At 62.5% G+C, this 20,741-nt stretch carries 19 protein-coding genes and 1 pseudogene; 8 read left to right on the top strand and 12 right to left on the bottom strand.

The window, feature by feature from the left end:
• From HU806_RS25215 to HU806_RS25205, 3 genes are all read left to right on the top strand, one after another.
• Positions 1–1,145, top strand: a 1,145-nt coding sequence (locus tag HU806_RS25215) for an immunoglobulin-like domain-containing protein (protein WP_527251171.1), incomplete at its 5' end; no start/stop codon positions are given.
• Positions 1,146–1,400: 255 nt separating this feature from the next.
• Complete coding sequence (locus HU806_RS25210) at positions 1,401–2,102, top strand: response regulator (RefSeq protein WP_186615478.1); 702 nt, start codon at positions 1,401–1,403, stop codon at positions 2,100–2,102.
• Between the two features lie 3 nt (positions 2,103–2,105).
• Positions 2,106–3,407 carry an ATP-binding protein gene (locus tag HU806_RS25205; protein ID WP_186615476.1) on the top strand — a complete coding sequence of 434 codons (1,302 nt, stop codon included), beginning with the start codon at positions 2,106–2,108 and terminating at the stop codon, positions 3,405–3,407.
• A 65-nt stretch (positions 3,408–3,472) separates the two neighbouring features.
• On the opposite strand, the gene HU806_RS25200 is transcribed toward HU806_RS25205, so the two are convergent.
• Together HU806_RS25200 and pncA are read right to left on the bottom strand one after the other, a co-directional pair.
• A complete protein-coding gene (locus HU806_RS25200; protein WP_186615473.1) occupies positions 3,473–4,114 on the bottom strand; it encodes a DUF1345 domain-containing protein in 642 nt (213 codons plus the stop codon).
• Positions 4,115–4,155: 41 nt separating this feature from the next.
• On the bottom strand, positions 4,156–4,809 hold the full coding sequence (pncA, locus tag HU806_RS25195) for a bifunctional nicotinamidase/pyrazinamidase (RefSeq protein ID WP_186615472.1): 654 nt from the start codon (positions 4,807–4,809) through the stop codon (positions 4,156–4,158).
• Between the two features lie 179 nt (positions 4,810–4,988).
• Between pncA and HU806_RS25190 the strand changes: the two genes are divergently transcribed.
• The gene (locus tag HU806_RS25190; RefSeq protein ID WP_186615469.1) at positions 4,989–7,067 is read left to right on the top strand and encodes a putative bifunctional diguanylate cyclase/phosphodiesterase; all 2,079 of its coding nucleotides are present in this window, start codon (positions 4,989–4,991) and stop codon (positions 7,065–7,067) included.
• Between the two features lie 9 nt (positions 7,068–7,076).
• Here the strand turns inward: HU806_RS25190 and HU806_RS25185 are convergent, their stop codons facing one another.
• Positions 7,077–8,171: a DNA alkylation repair protein gene (locus tag HU806_RS25185; protein WP_186615467.1), complete on the bottom strand. Its 1,095-nt coding sequence runs from the start codon at positions 8,169–8,171 to the stop codon at positions 7,077–7,079.
• 275 nt (positions 8,172–8,446) lie between these two features.
• On the opposite strand from HU806_RS25185, the gene HU806_RS25180 reads away from it, so the two are divergent.
• Positions 8,447–8,755, top strand: a complete 309-nt coding sequence (locus tag HU806_RS25180; protein ID WP_186615466.1) for an RcnB family protein — start codon at positions 8,447–8,449, stop codon at positions 8,753–8,755.
• Here HU806_RS25180 and HU806_RS25175 read toward each other — a convergent pair whose 3' ends face one another.
• A complete protein-coding gene (locus HU806_RS25175; RefSeq protein ID WP_186615464.1) occupies positions 8,756–9,079 on the bottom strand; it encodes a protealysin inhibitor emfourin in 324 nt (107 codons plus the stop codon). It abuts the gene before it with no gap.
• Entirely contained in the window at positions 9,076–10,140 is a 1,065-nt protein-coding gene (locus tag HU806_RS25170; RefSeq protein ID WP_186615462.1) for a M4 family metallopeptidase, read from the bottom strand. Before HU806_RS25170 ends, HU806_RS25175 begins: the two co-directional genes overlap by 4 nt.
• 113 nt (positions 10,141–10,253) lie before the next feature.
• Here HU806_RS25170 and HU806_RS25165 point away from each other — a divergent pair.
• Positions 10,254–10,352 (top strand): annotated as a pseudogene (locus tag HU806_RS25165) (FKBP-type peptidyl-prolyl cis-trans isomerase); the annotation flags it as partial.
• Between the two features lie 14 nt (positions 10,353–10,366).
• On the opposite strand, the gene HU806_RS25160 reads toward HU806_RS25165, so the two are convergent.
• A complete protein-coding gene (locus HU806_RS25160; protein ID WP_186615461.1) occupies positions 10,367–11,479 on the bottom strand; it encodes a cytochrome P450 in 1,113 nt (370 codons plus the stop codon).
• An 82-nt stretch (positions 11,480–11,561) separates the two neighbouring features.
• Between HU806_RS25160 and HU806_RS25155 the strand changes: the two genes are divergently transcribed.
• On the top strand, positions 11,562–12,317 hold the full coding sequence (locus tag HU806_RS25155) for an ArsR/SmtB family transcription factor (protein WP_186615459.1): 756 nt from the start codon (positions 11,562–11,564) through the stop codon (positions 12,315–12,317).
• Here HU806_RS25155 and HU806_RS25150 read toward each other — a convergent pair whose 3' ends face one another.
• A complete protein-coding gene (locus HU806_RS25150; protein WP_186615457.1) occupies positions 12,318–13,109 on the bottom strand; it encodes an AraC family transcriptional regulator in 792 nt (263 codons plus the stop codon). It abuts the gene before it with no gap.
• A gap of 110 nt (positions 13,110–13,219) precedes the next feature.
• Between HU806_RS25150 and HU806_RS25145 the strand changes: the two genes are divergently transcribed.
• Positions 13,220–14,149: a DMT family transporter gene (locus HU806_RS25145; protein ID WP_186615455.1), complete on the top strand. Its 930-nt coding sequence runs from the start codon at positions 13,220–13,222 to the stop codon at positions 14,147–14,149.
• Between the two features lie 179 nt (positions 14,150–14,328).
• Here the strand turns inward: HU806_RS25145 and HU806_RS25140 are convergent, their stop codons facing one another.
• The 5 genes from HU806_RS25140 to HU806_RS25120 form a co-directional block, all read right to left on the bottom strand.
• Positions 14,329–15,348, bottom strand: coding sequence for a branched-chain amino acid aminotransferase (locus HU806_RS25140; RefSeq protein WP_186615453.1), 1,020 nt, complete (start codon positions 15,346–15,348; stop codon positions 14,329–14,331).
• Positions 15,349–15,646: 298 nt separating this feature from the next.
• On the bottom strand, positions 15,647–17,029 hold the full coding sequence (gene lpdA, locus HU806_RS25135; protein WP_186615451.1) for a dihydrolipoyl dehydrogenase: 1,383 nt from the start codon (positions 17,027–17,029) through the stop codon (positions 15,647–15,649).
• Between the two features lie 3 nt (positions 17,030–17,032).
• The gene (locus tag HU806_RS25130) at positions 17,033–18,301 is read right to left on the bottom strand and encodes a dihydrolipoamide acetyltransferase family protein (RefSeq protein ID WP_186615449.1); all 1,269 of its coding nucleotides are present in this window, start codon (positions 18,299–18,301) and stop codon (positions 17,033–17,035) included.
• Positions 18,302–19,360 (bottom strand): alpha-ketoacid dehydrogenase subunit beta, encoded by a 1,059-nt coding sequence (locus HU806_RS25125; RefSeq protein ID WP_053185423.1) that lies wholly within the window; start codon positions 19,358–19,360, stop codon positions 18,302–18,304.
• A gap of 1 nt (position 19,361) precedes the next feature.
• On the bottom strand, positions 19,362–20,597 hold the full coding sequence (locus tag HU806_RS25120) for a 3-methyl-2-oxobutanoate dehydrogenase (2-methylpropanoyl-transferring) subunit alpha (RefSeq protein WP_030141238.1): 1,236 nt from the start codon (positions 20,595–20,597) through the stop codon (positions 19,362–19,364).
• Positions 20,598–20,741 lie beyond the last annotated feature (144 nt).

Raw genomic sequence — 20,741 nt, 5'->3', positions numbered from 1 at the left:
TTACACCGACCCTCACCGATATCATTGATTCCAAGGGCACGGTGGTCGGCGGCAGCACGGTCGAGACCAGCGTCACCGTCACCGGTACCGGCAGCAGTGGGCAACAGATCCAGTTGTTGGACGGTACGGCAAACATCGGCAACCCTGTGCCCATCCCGACTGACGGGACAACGTGGAGTACTCCACTCACGAGCCTGGATGCCAAGGCCTACAGTCTCAAGGCCAAGGCACTGTACGACTCAGGCCAGGAATCGACGCCCAAGGCTTTCAATGTCGTGGATTTGGTGACGCCAACGATTACATCGGTGAGAGGCCAGCCAAGCAATGCCGAGATTCCTAACTCTGGCAGCACCGTAGAAACCAGTGTGATATTGACCGGTGCCGCCTCGGTCGGGCTGGAGGTTGAATTGTTTGATGCAGGCACCTCCAAGGGGGGGGTTACGGCTACCGGAGGGACGTGGACATCTACGGCCATCGCCGTGGCGCTCGGGCCGCATAGTTTTATTGCCAAGGGCGTCTATGGCACAGAACCGGAGTCGGCTTTGTGGGCCCTGACCGTGGAACCCGCCATACCAGAGCTAGTGATAGATCCTAGCCCAGTGACTTTGAATGCTGTGCACCATCGCTCCCACGTAACGCCGAGCAATCCTCCGCCAGGGGCGTATGTAGATCGCTATGCAACGGGGGGCGTGCAGCCGTGCGCCTATTATTCAGACAACCCGGAGGTGGCCGAGGTTGGCATCTCGAGCGGGCGCGTGATTTCGAAAGGTACCGGCACGGCAATCATCACGGCGTACGATCAGATGGGCCAGCCGGCTGCCTACACGGTGTATTGTTCCAATGTCCTGTGGTACTTCGGGTCAGGAGTCCGAGGTAACTATCGAGACTCTAGGAACGCAATTCAATCGCAAGGTGGCCGTATACCTACGGCCGCCGAGTACAATCTTTTACGCAACAATTACAGTGGAATAAACCACGGCATAGGGGACTGGCGGAACTGGATTCTGGATCCGGGGGGTGCTCCTCTCGGAAAGAAATATGTAATCAACCCGCTCAATGGACAGGTATTCCTCATCTCTGACATGGGCGACGTATTTCCCTTTGGCAGCGAGAACGCAGACGGCTTTGGTGTGAAGGGGAGATAGCTTCAGAATCGATAAAATCCTAGCAGCAGTGCACCCTAGGGTGGTTGATTTATTACCCTTGGTGCTCTTAGGCATTCGCCGTGCGCGAGCGGCGCTCCCTGGTGGGCAGTCCGTCCCAGTATTCCAGGGGGGCAAGACGGTAATGCTTTATAGGCTATGTGTGAAATTGTGTAAGGGTTTTGCTCTTGGGAAGGGCGACGGTGTATATCCTTGGCGGCTTGAGATTTTCTGCGCCTCGTACCTTTGGATACACCCATGCCCAACATCCTCCTTGTCGAAGACGACGCCGCCCTTTGCGAACTGATCGCCAGTTATCTGGAACGCAACGGCTATCACGTCAGTGTGCTCAACCGTGGCGATCATGTACGTGAGCGGGCGCGGGTCAATCCGCCGGACCTGGTGATCCTCGACCTGATGCTGCCGGGACTGGATGGCCTGCAAGTCTGCCGCCTGCTGCGGGCCGATTCGGCGACCTTGCCAATCCTGATGCTCACCGCCCGGGACGACAGCCACGACCAGGTGCTGGGCCTGGAAATGGGCGCCGACGACTACGTCACCAAACCCTGCGAGCCACGGGTGCTTCTCGCTCGGGTGCGCACCTTGTTGCGGCGCAGCAGCCTGACGGAGCCGCAGACGGTCAATGATCGCATCGTCATGGGCAACCTGTGCATCGATCTGTCCGAACGCACGGTGACCTGGCGCGGGCAGCCGGTGGAGTTGTCCAGCGGCGAGTACAACTTGCTGGTGGTGCTGGCCCGTCATTCCGGTGAAGTGCTGAGCCGCGACCAGATCCTGCAACGCCTGCGCGGCATCGAATTCAACGGCACTGATCGTTCGGTAGACGTGGCCATTTCCAAGCTGCGACGCAAATTCGACGACAACGCCGGCGAAGCGCGCAAGATCAAGACCGTCTGGGGCAAGGGTTATCTGTTCAGCCGTTCCGAGTGGGAATGCTGACCGATGTGGAAGCTGCTGATTCGCCTCTACCTCGTCACCATCGTCTCCTACAGCGCGGCGATCTACCTGATGCCGGAACTGGTGATCCGCCTGTTCCATGAGCGCTTCCAGGCTTACAACCTCGACTATTCCCGTGGCCTTCAAACCTTGATTGCCAAGCAGTTTCGCGGCGTGCCCAGCGAGCAATGGCCGGCGCTGGCGGCGCAGATGGACAAGGAATTCGCGCCGTTGCACATCGAGCTGGCGGCGACCGAGGATGCGGGCTTTACCGCCACCGAGCAGGCGCGTCTCAAGCGCGGTGACAACGTTGTGCGCATCGGCGATTGGGGCTGGCGAACCCTGGCGGCCGCGCCGCTGGACGAGCGCACGGCGGTGAAGATGATTGTGCCGCCGGACCCGGCCGATGTCAGCTGGTTGTACTGGAGCATCAACGTGCTGATCGGCGCGACGATGCTCGCCTGCCTGCTGCTCTGGTTGCGGCCGCACTGGCGCGATCTGGAACGGCTCAAGCGCACCGCCGAGCGATTCGGCAAGGGACATTTAAGTGAGCGTACGAAGATCGCACCGAGTTCCAACATCGGCAGCCTGGCCCATGTGTTCGACACCATGGCCGGCGACATCGAGAATCTGCTCAACCAGCAGCGGGACTTGCTCAATGCCGTGTCCCACGAGTTGCGCACGCCGTTGACCCGGCTGGATTTCGGCCTGGCGCTGGCCTTGTCCGAAGACCTGCCGCCCGCCAGTCGCGAGCGTTTGCAAGGGTTGGTGGCGCACATTCGCGAGTTGGATGAATTGGTGTTGGAGCTGCTGTCCTACAGCCGCCTGCAGAATCCGGAGCGCCTGCCGGAGCGGGTCGAAGTGCCGCTGGACGAGTTCATCGACAGCATCCTCGGCAGCCTCGACGAAGACCTGGCGGCGCCGGAGGTGGTAATCGACGTGCTGTTGCACGGCGCACTGGAGCGTTTCGAGCTGGACCCACGCCTGACCGCACGGGCGTTGCAGAACCTGCTGCGCAATGCCATGCGTTATTGCGAAAGGCGTATCCAGGTCGGTGTGTTGGTGCGTGATCAAGGCTGTGAGATCTGGGTCGATGACGACGGCATCGGCATTCCCGACAACGAACGCGAGCGCGTGTTCGAGCCGTTCTACCGCCTGGACCGCAGCCGCGACCGCGCCACCGGCGGCTTCGGCCTCGGCCTGGCCATCAGCCGCCGGGCCCTGGAAGCCCAGGGCGGCACACTGACCGTCGAGGCCTCGCCACTGGGCGGGGCGCGCTTCCGACTGTGGCTGCCCACACCGTCTTGAGGCCCGGTGCAGTCCCTGTGGCGAGGGAGCTTGCTCCCGCTGGGCCACGAAGTGGCCCCATACCGTCACCCAAACAACCCCGCCGCAATATTGATCGAAAATCCCAATATCGCCGTATTGAACACAAACCCGATCAACGACTGCGCCAACACAATCTTGCGCAACTGCCGCGTCGCAACACCCACGTCCGACGTTTGCACCGCCACGCCGATGGTGAAAGAGAAATACAGGAAATCCCAATAGTTGGGCGTGGTCAGCCCTTCGGCAAATCGCAGTGCCGGCTCCTTGCCTTCCCAGGTGTAATACAACCGCGCGTAATGCACGCTGAAAATCACCCCGATGAGCAACCATGAGCCGATCACGGTCATCGCCGTGAAGCCGTAATGCAACAGCTTGCCGGCGGCTTGCAGGTCGCGGCTGCCGGCCAGCTCGAAGGTGATGGTTGCCAGGCTGGCCAATGCCGCGACGCAGACCATCAGCAGCACCAGCCCGGCATTTTCATCTTCGATTTCGGCGATGCGCTTCACATCGGGCGCCTTGGCCCGCACGATCAGCCAGAACATCAGCACCAGGTAGGTCCAGACCCCAGCATTCCAGCCGATCAGGATCTTGCTGATGATCGAGTCCACGGGAACCAGGATACCCACCACCAGGCCAAGGACCGTGGCACTGGAAAGACGCGGGTGGGTGCGGGCGAGGCGGGGCATGGAAGCTCACTGTCGGGCGGGAATGCACGGAGTATGGATCATCACGCCAAAGCGGGATTGGCAATGTCGCTGGATTGGATCAGTTTCACGCCAGCCTCTTGCATTCGGCGGATGGCCGTATCCATCGAGCCGTCGATATCAATGCCTCGGCAAGCGTCCAGCAAGACAATCGCATTGAAACCGGCCATACGCGCATCCAGCGCCGAATACATCACGCAGAAATCCAGGGCCAGCCCGACCATGTACACGGTGTCGATACCGCGCTCCTTGAGATAGCCTGTCAGCCCGGTAGGTGTCTGACGGTCGGCTTCCATGAAGGCCGAATAACTGTCGATGGCCGGGTTGCAGCCTTTGCGGATGATCAGTTGCGCGTGGGGCAAGTCCAAGGCCGGGTGCAGCGCGGCGCCCGGTGTGCCCTCGACGCAATGGTCGGGCCAGAGTTTCTGTTCGCCGTAGGGCAGTTGGATGATGTCGAAAGGTTGTTTGCCTGCGTGGCTGGAGGCAAACGAGGCATGTCCGGCCGGGTGCCAGTCCTGTGCGACCACGATGTGCCGGAACGTGCGGCCCAGCTGGTTGACCAGCGGCACGATTTCATCGCCGCCCGGCACGGCGAGTTGGCCGCCGGGGGTGAAGTCGTTTTGTATGTCGATCACCAGTAGTGCGGTGTTTGTAGACTTGCTATCCGTGGTAGGCATGCAGACTGCTCCTTGAGATTGACCTGCTGAGCTTAGGCTCGGAATGTCTTTCGTCGCAAATATCCCAACGATGATGGCTTTTTGATGTACGGCCCGTGCACTGCCGTACCAATTGTGTACAATCGCCGACTTTCAACCGGGCATGGAGGCACTTCGGCTTTCTGTCACGAGAAAAACCCATGCTTATCGGCAGTTATTCCCCCGCCCTTGTTTCTATCTCTTTGTTTGTTGCGATCCTGGCGTCTTATACCGCGCTGGACCTGACTGGGCGCATTGCTACTGCTCAGGGCCGTGCCATTCACTTGTGGATGGCGGGTGGTTCGCTGGCGATGGGGGTGGGCATCTGGTCCATGCACTTCATCGGCATGCTCGCGTTCACGTTGCCGGTGGAGCTTGGCTACGATGTGGCGATCACCGCGCTGTCCCTGCTGATCGCGATTCTTTCCAGTGGCTTTGCCCTGTGGCTGGTCAATCAGCCAAAGCTGCGGGCTTGGCAGTTGGCGTTTGGCGCGTTGGTCATGGGCACCGGCATCAGCGCCATGCATTACACCGGCATGGCGGCGTTGCGGATGCAGCCGGGCATTGATTATGACCCGACGTTGTTTGGCGCTTCGCTGTTGATTGCCGTCGTGGCGTGCGCGGCGGCGTTATGGATTGCCGTGCGCCTTCGCCACAATTCCCCTCATGTACGAATTGCCCGCGCCGGCGCCGCCGTGGTGATGGGCATCGCCATTGTCGGCATGCATTACACCGGCATGGCCGCGGCGCAGTTCAGCGAAGGCAGTTTCTGCGGATCTCTCGATGGCTTGAGCGGCAAGGGCCTGGACAATCTGGTGCTGATCACCACGTTGGCGGTGTTGGCGATCGCCTTGCTGACATCGATTCTGGATGCGCGTCTTGAAGCCCGTACCGCGGAGTTGGCCAAGTCGCTGACCCAGGCCAATCGGGAGTTGACCCAACTGGCCCTGCACGATCCCCTGACCGGGTTGCCCAATCGCGTGCTATTGGCGGATCGCATCGGCCAGGCCATGCACCGGGTGCAAGAGCAGGGCGGCTGTTTTGCGTTGATGTTCATCGACCTCGACGGTTTCAAGCCGGTCAACGATGCGTTTGGGCATCACATGGGCGATTTGTTGTTGCGGGACGTGGCCTTGCGCCTGCGCGAGGACTTGCGCAACCAGGACACCCTCGCGCGGATCGGTGGCGATGAGTTCGTCCTGCTCGTGCAACTGGCCGATCCCGACGACGCCTTGCGCCTGGCTGCGCGCCAGGTCGCGCTGATCGCTCGCACGTTCCGGGTCGCCGACCATGACCTGCAGATATCCGCCAGTGTCGGTATCGCGCTTTTTCCCGGCAACGGCGAAAACGCCGAAGAGCTGCTGATGAATGCCGACGCCGCGATGTACCACGCCAAGGGCGCCGGCAAGAACGGCTACAGTTTTTTCGACGCGTCGATGAACAGCAACGCCCGCAAGCAATTGCAGCTGCTGCAAGACTTGCGCATCGCCGTCGAGCAGCGGCAGTTCAGCCTGCATTACCAACCCAAGTTCGACGCGGCGAATGGCCGTCCGGTCGGCGCTGAAGCGCTGCTGCGCTGGACCCATCCGACCCAGGGCCTGATGATGCCCGACACCTTTATCGACTTGGCGGAAAAGACTGGGTTGATCATTCCCATCGGCGAGTGGGTGCTGAACGAAGCCTGCCGGCAGATGCGCGAGTGGTACGTGCTGGGCTACACCGATTGGCGCATCGCGGTGAACCTTTCGGCGTTGCAGTTCTGCCATGCTGGCTTGGTGCAGAGTGTCGCCAAGGCGCTGGAGACCCACCATTTGCCTGCCAACAGCCTGACCCTGGAGATCACCGAAACCACGGCCATGAGCGACGCGGACGCGAGCATGACCGTGTTGCAGCAGCTGTCGGACATGGGCGTGGACCTGTCCATCGACGACTTCGGCACCGGTTACTCGAGCTTGATGTACCTCAAGCGCCTGCCGGCGAATGAGCTGAAGATCGATCGTGGCTTCGTGCGTGACCTGGAACACGACAGTGACGACGCGGCCATCGTCTCGGCCATCGTCGCCCTCGGCCAGGCCCTGGGCCTGCGGATCGTCGCCGAAGGCGTGGAAACCGACGTACAACAAGACTTCCTGACCCAGTTGGGCTGCGATTCGCTGCAAGGTTATCTGTTGGGTCACCCGCTGCCGGCCGAACGCTTCTTGCACAACATCCGCCAGGCGCCAAGCGTGGCGATGGCCTGAGGCGTTCGCTCAGGGAAGGATCTCGAATGCGGCGCTGCCCAGTCGCTCGCCATTGACCAGCAAATGCACCGCATGCCGGCCCGCGTAGTGCCGGCGGGTGGTCAGTTCGCGGATGTGTTGGGAGCGGCTGAGGCTGGCAGAAGCCAGGGCGGGCAGGTCGAAGGTCTTGAGCTTGAACACCTTGGCCGACGTGCCGCCCGATGCCTTCACGTAGTCGATGGCGTAATCGATCACCAGGCGCTGATCCTGTTCAGACGTTGATCGCACCTTGAACGAAAGGGTGACCTGTTCGCCAAGGCGAATCACTGGCGGCGTCACCTGCAAATCCGAAATCTCGACCTGCGCCTTGCCGCCTGCGCCGATCATGGCCAGCGCCCGAAGATTGCCTTGCTTGATCAGGCTGCGCAGCGCGTGACGGGCGATCCAGGCCGTGTGGCGGTCTTGCAACGGCCAGCCTTCGATCCGCTCCAGCACCCAGTCGGGATGCTGTTTGGTCACATCGTTGAGATGGTTGGCGACGGATTTGCGCACGTAGAGGCTGTCGTCAGCCTTGAGGGCATCGAGGATCGCGGCGGTGAGTTCCGGGTTGGCCTGGATCGGTTCCAGATGAAACGACCATGGCAAGCGCGGCCGGCTGCCTTCGCTGGCGAGGCGTCGTACGTGCTCGTTGGCATCCAGTGCCCAGTCATGCATCACCTCAAGGGTGCGCGCCAAGTCATCGCGCAGGAAATGCCGGACGGCGAACTCCGCAGAGCCGAACCGGGTGAAATATTTGAGCGCGTCCATCGACATGTCAAAACTATGTCGACCATAAGACGCCACGTAGTGGGGCAGGAACATGCTGACGAACATGCTGTTGATGCGCGGCGCCAGGGCCCGCAAGACCTCGATCGATGCTTCGTAATCCAGCGGCAGGACTGCATGCAGACACTCGCTGACCCGCGCCATGCGCTGCATCACCGACAATTCGGCCAGCCCGTCGTTGGCCATGTGCAGGAACGCCTTGGCATCGAAGGCTGGGTACACCGCGCGCGTTTCGGTGGCGATGTGCTGCAGGCGGGCGTTGTTGAAGATTTCCTTGAGGGCAGGGGATGAAGAGGTCATGGCGAGGTCCGTGGTCCAGGAGCCGCCACTATGCCATGCCAGGCGCAACCCGTGGCGAGGGAGCTTGCTCCCGCTCGGCTGCGCAGCAGTCGTAAATCCGGTGAATGGGGTATCACTGAATGAACGCGTTGCCTGGATTGGGGTCGCTGCGCAACCCAGCGGGAGCAAGCTCCCTCGCCACGGGGGCATGGGCGCCTTCAGAAGCACCAGTAAAATGAATGATCCGCCGCCCGCGAAGTCCGAGATTCAGTACCTCGAATAACCTGGAGTTTTTTATGCGTAAACCAACCCTGATCGCCAGCCTGGTCCTGATCGCCAGCCTCGGAGCCCTTGGCCCCGTTGCGCAAGCGGTCGAAAAAACCGGAGACGCCTTGGAGCACTCGCCGAGCAATGGCCGCAGGCTGGTGGAGAATGACCGGGTACCGGCCGATTATCAGCGTTCGGACCGGGCCATGAAAGATTGGAAGCAGAAGAAACTCGAGCAGCCGACAGAAGAGCAGCAATGGGTGCAAATCGACGACAAGTATTTGCTGATCGAAACCGTGTCCGGCGCGATCGTCAAGATCGTCCCGGCCACACGTTAATCAGAGCACCTCGCCCTTGTCCCACAGATGAACCAGTTCGCCAGGTGCCCGGTCCTCGGGCACCTGCAACACCATCTCATCGTCCTGGTCGTTGGCGCGGAAACGCACCTCGATCTGGAAGTAACGCTGGTCGCCCCGGCCCGGCGTAGAAGAGGTGAGCGGCAGGCACCCCTCCAACACTGAGCAGATGCGCGTGCGCTGATCGAGGTCGCACTGGGCGAACTCGATTTCCCGGGGGCGGGTCAGGGCGTGGATGGCCGCCACGCCGCCTTGGCGTGACAGCTTGACCACGGCTTTATCGTCCAGGTCTGGAAGGTTTTTCATCCGTTCTCCTCGTTCAGGTCGACGCCCACCTGGGCCCAGCCATCCTGCACCGCTTGCACTTCCCGTTCGCCGAAGCGTTGGCGGGCATGCGCGACGGTCAAGCGGGCGAAGGCGCTGAAGGAGGCATCGTTGGCCAATTGTCGGTCGCATAAGGTTTCATACCAGATCCGTCCGGCCTTTTCCCAGGCAAATCCGCCGAGTGCCGTCGCCACCAGATAAAAGGCCCGGTTGGGAATGCCGGAGTTGATGTGCACGCCGCCATTGTCCTCACGGGTAATGACGAACTCGCGCATGTGCGCCGGTTGCGGGTCTTTGCCCAGCAGCGGGTCATCGTAGGCGGTGCCGGGGTTGGACATGCTGCGCAGGCCGTCACCGTTGATCTTGTCGGTGAGCAGGTCGGCACCGATCAGCCAGTCGGCCTGGTTGGCGGTCTGGCCCAGGACGAATTGCTTGACCAGCACGCCGAACACATCGGAGATGGATTCGTTCAGCGCGCCGGACTGGTTGGCATAGACCAAGCCGGCTTCGCTTTCGGTGACGCCGTGGGCCAGCTCGTGGGCGACTACATCGAGGGAGCGGGTGAAGCGTTGGAATATTTCGCCATCGCCATCGCCAAACACCATCTGCGCGCCATTCCAGAACGCGTTTTCGTAGCCTTGGCCGTAATGCACGGTGCCGACCAGGGCAAAGCCCTTGCCGTCGATGGAGTCGCGGCCCAGCACTTTCCAGAAAAAATCATAGGTGGCGCCGAGAGCGTCGTACGCCTCGTCCACCGCCGGGTCACCGCTGGCCGCTTGGCCTTCCAGGCGCACCGGTTGGCCCGGCAATTCCATGTTGTTCTGGGCGTCATGAATGCTGCGCTGCGGATGACCGGCCTTGCCAGGCTTGGGCAGTTTGGCCGCAACGGGCGCATTGCTCGGCGGGCCGGGATTGTGGCGCAGGTTTTTAACGTGGGTCAGCGTGCCGAGGGCGCTGGAGCGTTGTTGTTCGGAGCCATGGGCGATGATGCGATTGAGGATATAAGGCGGGATAAAACCATGTAGCGGACGAGAGTCGATCATCAGAAAGTCCTTATCTGAAATGCAGGGTCGATACCCATGTGAACCGAAGTGGCCGTTGCGGTTCCCTTGCGCCGCAAAAGGTTGCCAGTCGCATCGAATTCTGCGAAAACCCCGCAGCTTACGGTGAGCGGTCCATGGGGGCGCACATCCAGCCCAACAGCAATCTCATATTCGAGATCGAGCTGCTGGAAGTGCTGACGCGGGACGACTGACAGGCTTGTGTGCATCATCGGTCGCTGAACAGCGGGATCCGTCCATTGACGGAAGGGCGGTAGCACCAAGCCAACTGTTCCAGTCGTGGTTGGCCCCCGAGAATCGCACCGAGCGTGGCACGGGCAATGTCCATGGCCAGGCTCTGGCCGGGACATTCATGGCCCCCGCTGCCGAAGCTGAAACTTCGGCGGTTCGGGCGGTCGAGCAGCAGGACGTCCGGTTGCGGATTGAGCTGCGGGTCGCGATTGGCCGAGGCCAGCAGCACCAGCACCGGATCCCCGGGTTGCAGCGCCGTGCCGAGGATTTCGCAGGGCAGGGCGACGAAGCGTCGGGTGTTTTGTACCGCAGGGTCGAAACGCTGGACCTCGGCCAGCAACGGGCCGACCTGTCCGGGATCATCGCGGAGCAAGCCGCGCAAGGCGGGATCACGGATCAGCGCCAGCAGCGCGTTGCCGATGAGGCCTGCCGTGGCCTCGTAGGTTTGCGAGAGCAGGCCGATCAGGTTGGCGACGAGGCTGTCGGTGTCTTGGAAACCCTGGCAGATGCGCTTCAAAAAAGGATTGTCCTGCGCCGCGATCCGCCCTTGGAAAGCGCCGGTCAATAGCTCACTGGCCCGGTGCGCGGCTTCCCGCTGCGCCGCCTGGCTCAAGGGCGACAGGCAGGCGACGAAATCTCCTGTCCATTCGCTGATCAGGCGGCTCTGCGCCGGGTCGAAACCCAGCAACGCCGCCACCACGCTGGCCGGCCCGATAAACTGGGCCTGATGCAGGCCCTCGGCGCCATCCCTGAGAAAGCGCGTCTTGACCAACGCTTCGACTTGCCAGGGATCGATGTCCTGCAACACGGGCGCAATCGCCGCCCTCGGGCACCGCTGCCGTTCCCCGTCGTTCATCCGCATCAGGCGCCCGAAGACCCGGCCGGCAGGCCCATCGGCAATGGCGCTCGGCACCGGTTCATCGGCCGGACGCACATGGCAATCGGCATGATGCAATACGGCGCAAACCGCTTCGGCGCTGCTGGCGATCCAGAGCTTCAATCGAGGGTCGAAGGTCAACCCGCCATTGGCCCGCAGGCTCGCGTAGTAAGGGTAAGGATCGGCGTGAGTCGCGGCGATGATCGGGTTCATGAAGCGCTGCCTCGTTCGTGATGGAGAAAGTGTTGCTACTATCTCCAGTCGATGCATGGCTTGATTCGGCGGGGAGCGAAATATGGATGCGGAACAACATGACGTAGGCGTATCCCAGGTGGCGGCGGCCATTGCCGAACCGGCCCGCACCCGCATGCTCTGCGCGTTGATGGATGGCCATGCCCGCACCAGCACGGAGCTGGCGAGCATCGCCGAAGTCAGCGCCTCCACCGCCAGTGCACATCTGGCGAAGCTCAGGGAGCTGGCGCTGGTGCGGTTGCATGTCCAGGGTCGCCACCGTTACTACAGCCTCGCTGACCCACGTGTGGCCCAGGCCCTTGAAGCCTTGATGGTGATCGGCCAGAGCGCCAGCCCGAGCTTCTCCTCGCGCACGCCGGATCGCCTGCAATTCGCTCGCACCTGCTACGACCACATGGCCGGCACCTTGGCGGTGAGATTGCATGACCGTTTGCTGGAAGCCGGATGGCTCGTAGGTGTGGAGGGCGAGGGCTATCGGCTGAGTGAGGCCGGCGAGGCGCTGTTCAACGGGTTGGGCGTTGACGTTCCGGCGCTGACGCTCCAGCGACGCCGATTCGCCTGCCCGTGCCTGGACTGGAGCATGCGCCGGCCGCATCTGGGCGGTGCCTTGGGCAAGGCATTGCTGCAAGTGGCGATCAAGCGCAAGTGGGTGATCCAGGACCTGGATAGCCGTGCCTTGGGGCTCACGGCTGCAGGACAGCGGGAGATGTCGGCGCGGTTTGGCATCAGCACCGAAACGCAGACCAAACCCGCGGCCGCTATCGCGAGCAGGCTTGCCTCGCCTGTGGACCTGCGCTAATCAAGCCATATGCCTGCGTCGGTATTCGTCCGGCGTGGTGCCCATCATTTTGCGGAACATGCTGATGAACGCCGAAGCGCTGCTATAGCCCAGGTCCAGGCCGATGGTTTCCACGCTCTGGCCACGTTCGAGCAGGGCCAGGGCTTCGATGACTTTCAGGCGCTGGCGCCATTCCACCAGTGACATGCCCAGGTCCCGCTGGGCCCGACGCATCAGCGTGCGCTCGGTGGTGTTGGCGGCGCGGGCCAGTTGCGGCAAGGAGCGCGGGTCGCTGGGGTTCGCCTCCAAGGCCCGCAGCACGGGGCCCAACAACGGATCATCCGAAGACGGCAAATAACTGCCGGCATGGGGCGCCTGGACCAGCTTGTCCAGCAGCACCTGCAACAAGCGCTGTTGCTCGGACGTCTGTGGCTGGCTCGGCGGGTCGCTGCGCAGCTCTTCCAACAGGGCGCGGATCAGCGGGCTCAAGGTCAGCGCGCAGGGCACGGCGGGCAGCGCAGCGCACAGTTCGGCCGCCAGATACAACGAACAATGGCAGGCCTCATGCCGATTGAACCCAACGTGTTCCATGTCCGGCGGTAGCCAGATGCCGTATTGCGGTGGCGCCAGGTAATGGTGCTGGGCGATCTCGATTTCCATCACGCCGCTGTAGGAGTAGACGAACTCACCCCAGGCGTGCCGGTGCCGAGGGTAAGTGGCATGGGCCGGCATGCAGGCGCTGCGAAAGAAAATCGGCGAGGGCAGGGCCGCTTCGAACGGAGGAATCTTCAGATGTTGGGCTGGAGGCTGCATATCGACCGCAATGGCGGATTACCGGGATGGCTTGTCGGGTAATCACTATATCCAGCAAAGCTGTCAGGCAGACAATCCTTTCATCTTATTTCTGCCCAAGGAGTTTTCCCATGACTACCCGCCGCGCCCTGGATGGCCAGGTCGGCGCCCTGATGACCGGCCTCTGTGCGATCTGGGGATTCCAGCAAGTCGCGATCAAGGCCAGCGCGGCCGACATGGCGCCAATGCTGCAACTGGGCGTGCGCTCGGCCATCGCAGCGGTACTGGTCTGGCTGTTGGTATTGGGGCGCGGTGAACGTTTATCCCTGGCCGATGGAAGTTGGCGTCCGGGCCTGTTGGTGGGGTTGTTGTTCGCCTTGGAATTCGTGCTGGTGGGCGAAGGCCTGCGTCATACGACGGCTTCGCACATGGTGATTTTCTTGTACACCGCGCCGATGTTCGCCGCCCTCGGCTTGCACTGGAGATTGCCGAGCGAACGTCTCAAGCCGGCGCAATGGCTGGGCATCGCGGTGGCATTCGGCGGGATCGTGGTGGCCTTCAGTGGCGGCTCGGGCGCGGCGAGCGGCAGCTCGTTGCTCGGTGACGGGATGGGCTTGCTGGCCGGCGTGCTGTGGGGCGCAACCACGGTGACGGTGCGCTGTTCGCGACTGACGGACTTGCCGGCCAGCCAGACGCTGCTTTACCAGCTGGTGGGCGCCGGGATATTGCTGATCGGCGCGTCGGCGGCGCTCGGGGAAACGACGATCAACCCGACGCCGCAGCTCTTTGCGAGCATGGCGTTCCAGGTGTTGCTGGTGTCCTTCGCCAGTTTCTTGATCTGGTTCTCCCTGCTGCGTCGCTACCTGGCGTCGCAATTGGGAGTGCTGTCGTTCATGACGCCGCTGTTCGGCATCGGTTTTGGCGTCTGGTTGCTGGATGAGCCGCTGGAGCCGAACTTCATCGTTGGCGCGGTCTTGGTGCTGGGCGGGATTCTGCTGGTCAGCGGCTACGGCTGGTTTTGCCAGCGATGGCGACGAGGGTCGGTTTTGCGACGAGGGTAGAGCTGGCGCGGCTCCATGTGGCGAGGGAGCTTGCTCCCGCTGGGCTGCGCAGCAGCCCCAAAGCCAAGCAACGCGGTCATTCAGGTAGACCACGTTTACCGGATTGCGACTGCTGCGCAGTCGAGCGGGAGCAAGCTCCCTCGCCACAAAAGCATCCCAGTGTTATCTGGGGGCTTGGATCAAACCTTGACGATCCAACCCGCTGGCGCTTCCACGTCGCCGGTCTGCACACCGGTCAGCTCTTTGTAGAGCTTTTGGGTGATCGGGCCGACTTCGGTTTCGCTGTGGAACACGTGCAGCTTGTCCTTGTAGCTGATGCCGCCAATCGGCGTGATTACCGCAGCGGTACCGCAGGCGCCGGCTTCCTTGAAGTCCGCCAGCTTGTCGATGAACACATCGCCTTCAATCACTTCCAGGCCCAGGCGCGATTTTGCCAGTTCGATCAGCGACAGGCGGGTGATGCCTGGCAGGACCGACGGGGAGTTGGGGGTGATGAATTTGTTGTCGTGAGTGATGCCGAAGAAGTTGGCCGAGCCGACTTCCTCGATTTTCGAATGGTTCATCGGGTCCAGGTAGATGCAGTCGGCGAAGCTGGCTTTCTTGGCTTGGGAGCCGGGCATCAGGCTGGCGGCGTAGTTGCCACCGACCTTGGCCGCGCCGGTGCCTTGTGGGGCAGCGCGGTCGAAGTTGGAGATCAGGAAGTTGTGCGGGGTCAGGCCGCCCTTGAAGTAGGCGCCGACCGGGATGCAGAAGATCGAGAAGATGAACTCGGGTGCGGTGCGCACGCCGATGTTGTCACCCACGCCGATCACGAACGGGCGCAGGTACAGCGCGCCGCCAGTGCCATACGGCGGGATGAAGCGCTCGTTGGCGCGGACCACTTGCTTGCAGGCTTCGACGAACTGCTCGGTGTCAACGTGCGGCATCAGCAGGCGGGCGCAGCTGCGTTGCATGCGGGCGGCGTTCTGGTCCGGGCGGAACAGGTTGATCGAACCGTCCTTGCAGCGATAGGCCTTCAGGCCTTCGAAGCATTGCTGACCGTAGTGCAGGGCGGTGGAGCCCTCGCTGATGTGCAGCACGTTGTCTTCGGTCAGGGTGCCTGTGTCCCAGGCGCCATCGCGCCAGTGCGACAGGTAGCGCTTGTCGGTCTTGATGTAGTCAAAGCCCAGTTTGTCCCAATTGATGCTCTCGTTACCCATGACACCCTCTATTTCCTGACAACCGCCGAAACGGTTCAAGGCTTCTGACGTTTTAATGGGGACAACAATACTTCATTCCGGGGCTGTTTCGCAGCCCGCACGATAGGCGACAGGCAGAATTTCTGCCGGCTCCTTGTGGCGAGGGAGCTTGCTCCCGCTCGGCTGCGAAGCAGTCGTAACCCGGTAAACGCGGTGTGACTGAATGATCCCGTCGCTTGGATTGGGGGCCGCTTCGCGGCCCAGCGGGAGCAAGCGCCCTCGCCACGGGTGAAACTCATGCCACAGATGCGCCGCGCTATTACAGATGCAACGCATGCCCCAACGCCCGCAACGCCGCTTCCTGCACGGCCTCGCCCAGCGTTGGGTGGGCGTGGATGGTGCCGGCGATGTCCTCCAGGCGCGCACCCATTTCCAGGGATTGGCCAAACGCGGTGGACAGCTCCGACACGCCGACGCCGACCGCCTGCCAACCGACGATCAAGTGGTTGTCCCGGCGCGCCACGACTCGGACGAAACCGCTCTTCGACTCCAAGGTCATGGCCCGGCCGTTGGCGGCGAACGGAAAGCTCGAAACGATGCAGTCGAGTCCGGCAGTCTTGGCCTCGTCCGGCGTCGTGCCGACCACGACCAGTTCCGGATCGGTGAAGCACACCGCCGCGATGGCCGTCGGGTTGAATTCCCGGTGCTGGCCGGCGATCAGCTCGGCGACCATTTCGCCCTGGGCCATGGCCCGGTGGGCGAGCATCGGTTCGCCGCTCAGGTCGCCGATGGCCCAGACGTTGCGCATGCTGGTCTGGCAACGGCTGTCGATCTTCACCGCCGAGCCGTTCATCGCCAGGTTCAGCGCTTCAAGGTTCCAGCCTTGGGTGTTGGGTTTGCGCCCGACCGCCACCAGCACCCGGTCGGTGGTCAGGTTCAACGTATCTCCGTTGGGATCGCGCACTTGCAAGGTGCTGGCCTGGGCATCGAAACCTTCGACGCTGTGCTTGAGGTACAGCTTCACGCCCAACTGCTTGAGCGCTTCGTGCACCGGTTGGGTCAGCTCGCCGTCGTAGGCCGGCAGGATCCGTTCCTGGGCTTCGACCACGCTGACTTCCGCGCCGAGCTTGCGGTAGGCGATGCCCAGCTCCAGACCGATGTAGCCACCGCCGACCACCACCAGGTGCTTGGGCACCGAGGTGGGGGCGAGGGCTTCGGTGGACGAGATGATCGGCCCGCCGATTGGCAACATGGGCAGTTCGACACTCTTCGAACCGGTGGCCAGTAGCAGGTGTTCACACTGGATACGCGTGTCGCCGACTTCGACGGTCTTGCCGTCGATGACCTTGGCCCAGCCGTGAATCACTTGGATCTTGTGCTTTTTCAACAGCGCCGCGACGCCCGTGGTCAGGCGATCGACGATGCCGTCTTTCCATTCCACGCTCTTGCCGATGTCCAGGGTTGGCGCCGACACCGAGATACCCAAGGCCGAGCCCTGGCTGTGGTGCCGGGTCTGGTGGAACTGTTCGGCGACATGGATCAACGCCTTGGACGGGATGCAGCCGATGTTCAGGCAGGTCCCGCCCAGCGCCTGGGCTTCAACCAGGATGGTTTCGATCCCCAATTGACCGGCGCGGATCGCTGCCACGTAGCCGCCAGGACCGCCGCCAATGATCAGCAGCTTGGTGTTCAAAGTTTGCATCTCTTACTCCACAAACAAGGTGGCGGGTTGTTCGAGCAGGCCACGCAGGGCCTGGATGAATTGCGCCGCGTCCATGCCATCGACCACCCGGTGATCGAAGGAGCTGGAGAGGTTCATCATCTTGCGGATCACGATCTGGCCCTTGATCACCATCGGGCGTTCGACGATTTTGTTCACGCCGACAATCGCCACTTCCGGCAGGTTCAGCACCGGCGTGCTGACGATGCCACCGAGTGCGCCGAGGCTGGTCAGGGTGATGGTCGAACCGGACAGCTCGTCGCGACTGGCCTTGCCATTACGCGCGGCCGTGGCCAGGCGCGAAATTTCCGCCGCACTGTCCCATAGGCTGCGGGCCTCGGCATGACGCACCACTGGCACCATCAAGCCAACGTCGCTCTGGGTGGCAACACCGACATGCACCGCGCCGCAGCGGTGGATCACTTGGGCTTCATCGTCGTAACGGGCGTTCATCTGCGGAAAATCCCGCAGGGCCACGACCAGGGCGCGAACCAGGAACGGCAGCAAGGTGAGCTTGCCGCAACTGGCGCCGTGTTTTTCGTTCAGGTGAACCCGCAGTTCTTCCAGGGCGGTCACGTCGATTTCTTCGACGTAGCTGAAATGGGCGGCGCGCTGGGTCGCTTCCTGCATGCGCTGGGCGATCTTGCGGCGCATGCCGATCACTGGAATCTGTTGCTGGTCATGACGTTCGGCGTAACCCGAGCCGCCCTTGGCCTGGGTCGACGGACCCTGGGCCAGGTAGGCCTCCAGGTCTTCATGCAGAATCCGCCCGGCGGGGCCGCTGCCCTGGACCAGGCGCAGCTGGATGCCCAGGTCCAGCGCGTGCTTGCGCACGGCCGGCGAGGCCAGTGGACGCTCTTCGGGGGCGCGGGCCACAGGTGCTTGCGGGGCGCAGCGTGGCGCGGCGGTTTTTTCCACCACCGGTTCGGGCGTGGCCACTGGCGCTGGCTTTGGCGCCTGTACAGCCGCCGCAGCTGGAGCCGGTTGCGCCGATTCCTTCAGGTTGCCCGCGCCTTCCACTTCAATGCGGATCAGTTCGCTGCCCACCGCCATGACTTCACCTGGTTCGCCACCCAAGGCGATGACCCGGCCATGCACCGGCGAAGGAATATCCACCATCGCCTTGTCGGTCATCACGTCGGCCAGCACTTGGTCCTCGACCACCATGTCGCCAACCTTGACGTGCCACACCGACAATTCAACTTCCGCGATGCCTTCGCCGATGTCCGGCATCTTGATAACGTGCGTGCCCATTCAGACCTCCATGACCCGTTTCAACGCCGCGCCCACACGGGACGGCCCTGGGAAATACGCCCACTCCTGCGCGTGCGGGTAGGGGGTGTCCCAACCGGTGACGCGCTCGATGGGCGCTTCCAGGTGGTGGAAGCAATGTTCTTGTACCAACGACACCAGCTCGGCGCCGAAACCGCAGGTGCGGGTGGCTTCGTGGACCACCACGCAGCGGCCGGTCTTCTTCACCGACTTGACGATGGTCTCAAGGTCCAGCGGCCAGAGGCTGCGCAGGTCGATGACTTCGGCGTCGATGCCGGTTTCTTCGGCTGCCACTTGAGAGACGTAGACCGTGGTGCCGTAGGTCAGGACAGTCACGTCCTTGCCCGGACGGGTGATGGCGGCAACGTCCAGCGGCACGGTGTAGTAGCCGTCCGGGACTTGCGCCTGAGGGTGTTTGGACCACGGCGTCACCGGACGGTCGTGGTGGCCGTCGAACGGGCCGTTATACAGGCGCTTGGGTTCGAGGAAAATCACCGGGTCATCGTTTTCGATGGAAGCGATCAGCAGGCCCTTGGCGTCGTAGGGGTTGGACGGCATCACGGTGCGCAGGCCGCAGACCTGGGTGAACATCGCCTCGATGCTCTGGCTGTGGGTCTGGCCACCATAGATACCACCGCCGCAAGGCATGCGCAGGGTCATCGGCGCGGTGAACTCGCCGGCCGAGCGATAGCGCAGGCGCGCCGCTTCGGAAATGATCTGGTCCGAGGCGGGGTAGACGTAGTCGGCGAACTGGATCTCGGCTACCGGGCGCAGGCCGTAGGCACCCATGCCCACCGCCACGCCGACGATGCCGCTTTCGGAAATCGGTGCGTCGAACACCCGCGAGGTGCCGTACTTGTTCTGCAGGCCTTCGGTGCAGCGGAACACGCCGCCGAAGTAACCGACGTCCTGGCCGAACACCACGACGTTGTCGTCGCGCTCGAGCATCACGTCCATGGCCGAGCGCAGGGCCTGGATCATGGTCATGGTGGTAGTGGTCATGGCGGTGTCCAACGCAATATTGTTGTTGTGATCGTTCATGTCAGATCCCCAACTGCTGACGCTGGCGCTTCAAGTGCTCCGGCATCTCTTTGTAGACGTCTTCGAACATGGTCGCGGCGCTTGGAATCTGTCCGCCGGCGAGGGTGCCGTACTGCTCGGCTTCCTTCTGCGCGGCGATCACCTCGGCTTCGAGTTCGGCGGTGACAGCAGCGTGTTCCTCTTCGGACCACTGGCCGATCTTCACCATGTGCTGCTTGAGGCGGGCAATCGGATCGCCCAGCGGGAAGTGGCTCCAATCGTCGGCGGGGCGGTACTTGGAGGGATCGTCCGAGGTGGAATGCGGGCCGGCGCGGTAGGTGACCCATTCGATCAGCGCCGGGCCGAGGTTGCGGCGGGCGCGTTCGGCGGCCCAGCGTGAGGCGGCGTAGACCGCCATGAAATCGTTGCCATCGACACGCAGCGAGGCGATGCCGCAACCGACGCCGCGTCCGGCGAAAGTGGTGGCTTCACCGCCGGCAATGGCCTGGAAGGTCGAAATTGCCCACTGGTTGTTGACCACGTTGAGGATCACCGGCGCGCGGTAGACGTGGGCGAAGGTGAGGGCGGTGTGGAAGTCCGATTCGGCGGTGGCGCCGTCACCGATCCAGGCCGAGGCAATCTTGGTGTCGCCCTTGATCGCCGAGGCCATGCCCCAGCCCACGCCCTGGATGAACTGCGTGGCGAGGTTGCCGGAAATGGTGAAGAAGCCGGCGTCCTTGACCGAGTACATGATCGGCAACTGCCGGCCTTTTAGCGGATCGCGCTCGTTGGACAGCAGTTGGCAGATCAGGTCCACCAGCGGCACTTCGCGGGCCATCAGGATGCTTTGCTGGCGGTAGGTGGGAAAGCACATGTCGTCGATGTTCAACGCCAGGGCCTGGGCGCTGCCGATGGCTTCTTCGCCAAGGCTTTGCATGTAGAACGACATTTTTTTCTGACGCTGGGCGACGACCATGCGGTTGTCGTAGATGCGCGTCTTGAGCATGGCACGCATGCCCTTGCGCAGGATCTCGACGGGAATGTCCGCGGCCCAGTCACCCAAGGCATTGCCCTGGTCGTCGAGTACGCGGATCAGGCTGCGGGCCAGGTCGGCGGTGTCGGCGGGTTCGACGTCGATGGGAGGTTTGCGCACCGTGCCAGCATCGGACAGATGCAGGTAGGAGAAGTCGGTCTTGCAGCCGGGACGGCCCGAGGGTTCGGGAACGTGCAGGCGTAGCGGTTCGTACGCTGGGTTCATGGCTTTCTACGCTCGATCTTGTGAATTTCTTGTAGTGGGCGCGCTAGCTGACGAATTTCCCCGGGTACGGGAAATTGTCCTACAACAATCATAGGCTCGACGAAGAAGAATATTTTTCTCTGTTGGCTTGCTGTTCAGATCATT

It is taken from the genome of Pseudomonas sp. SWRI154, from assembly GCF_014268645.1.
In the GTDB taxonomy this organism is placed as follows: Bacteria; Pseudomonadota; Gammaproteobacteria; order Pseudomonadales; family Pseudomonadaceae; genus Aquipseudomonas; species Aquipseudomonas marvdashtae.
Note: the sequence above shows the minus strand (reverse complement) of the source record. Positions and strands in the feature narration are given on the sequence as shown.

Coding starts and splice junctions, on each gene's coding strand:
- HU806_RS25145 (WP_186615455.1), top strand. CDS start 13,220: ATGACTACCCGCCGCGCCCTGGATGGCCAGGTCGGCGCCCTGATGACC.
- HU806_RS25205 (WP_186615476.1), top strand. CDS start 2,106: ATGTGGAAGCTGCTGATTCGCCTCTACCTCGTCACCATCGTCTCCTAC.
- HU806_RS25200 (WP_186615473.1), bottom strand. CDS start 4,114: ATGCCCCGCCTCGCCCGCACCCACCCGCGTCTTTCCAGTGCCACGGTC.
- HU806_RS25160 (WP_186615461.1), bottom strand. CDS start 11,479: ATGAACCCGATCATCGCCGCGACTCACGCCGATCCTTACCCTTACTAC.
- lpdA (WP_186615451.1), bottom strand. CDS start 17,029: ATGCAAACTTTGAACACCAAGCTGCTGATCATTGGCGGCGGTCCTGGC.
- HU806_RS25155 (WP_186615459.1), top strand. CDS start 11,562: ATGGATGCGGAACAACATGACGTAGGCGTATCCCAGGTGGCGGCGGCC.
- HU806_RS25140 (WP_186615453.1), bottom strand. CDS start 15,348: ATGGGTAACGAGAGCATCAATTGGGACAAACTGGGCTTTGACTACATC.
- HU806_RS25150 (WP_186615457.1), bottom strand. CDS start 13,109: ATGCAGCCTCCAGCCCAACATCTGAAGATTCCTCCGTTCGAAGCGGCC.
- HU806_RS25170 (WP_186615462.1), bottom strand. CDS start 10,140: ATGATCGACTCTCGTCCGCTACATGGTTTTATCCCGCCTTATATCCTC.
- HU806_RS25190 (WP_186615469.1), top strand. CDS start 4,989: ATGCTTATCGGCAGTTATTCCCCCGCCCTTGTTTCTATCTCTTTGTTT.
- HU806_RS25185 (WP_186615467.1), bottom strand. CDS start 8,171: ATGACCTCTTCATCCCCTGCCCTCAAGGAAATCTTCAACAACGCCCGC.
- HU806_RS25180 (WP_186615466.1), top strand. CDS start 8,447: ATGCGTAAACCAACCCTGATCGCCAGCCTGGTCCTGATCGCCAGCCTC.
- HU806_RS25125 (WP_053185423.1), bottom strand. CDS start 19,360: ATGAACGATCACAACAACAATATTGCGTTGGACACCGCCATGACCACT.
- HU806_RS25175 (WP_186615464.1), bottom strand. CDS start 9,079: ATGAAAAACCTTCCAGACCTGGACGATAAAGCCGTGGTCAAGCTGTCA.
- HU806_RS25210 (WP_186615478.1), top strand. CDS start 1,401: ATGCCCAACATCCTCCTTGTCGAAGACGACGCCGCCCTTTGCGAACTG.
- pncA (WP_186615472.1), bottom strand. CDS start 4,809: ATGCCTACCACGGATAGCAAGTCTACAAACACCGCACTACTGGTGATC.
- HU806_RS25120 (WP_030141238.1), bottom strand. CDS start 20,597: ATGAACCCAGCGTACGAACCGCTACGCCTGCACGTTCCCGAACCCTCG.
- HU806_RS25130 (WP_186615449.1), bottom strand. CDS start 18,301: ATGGGCACGCACGTTATCAAGATGCCGGACATCGGCGAAGGCATCGCG.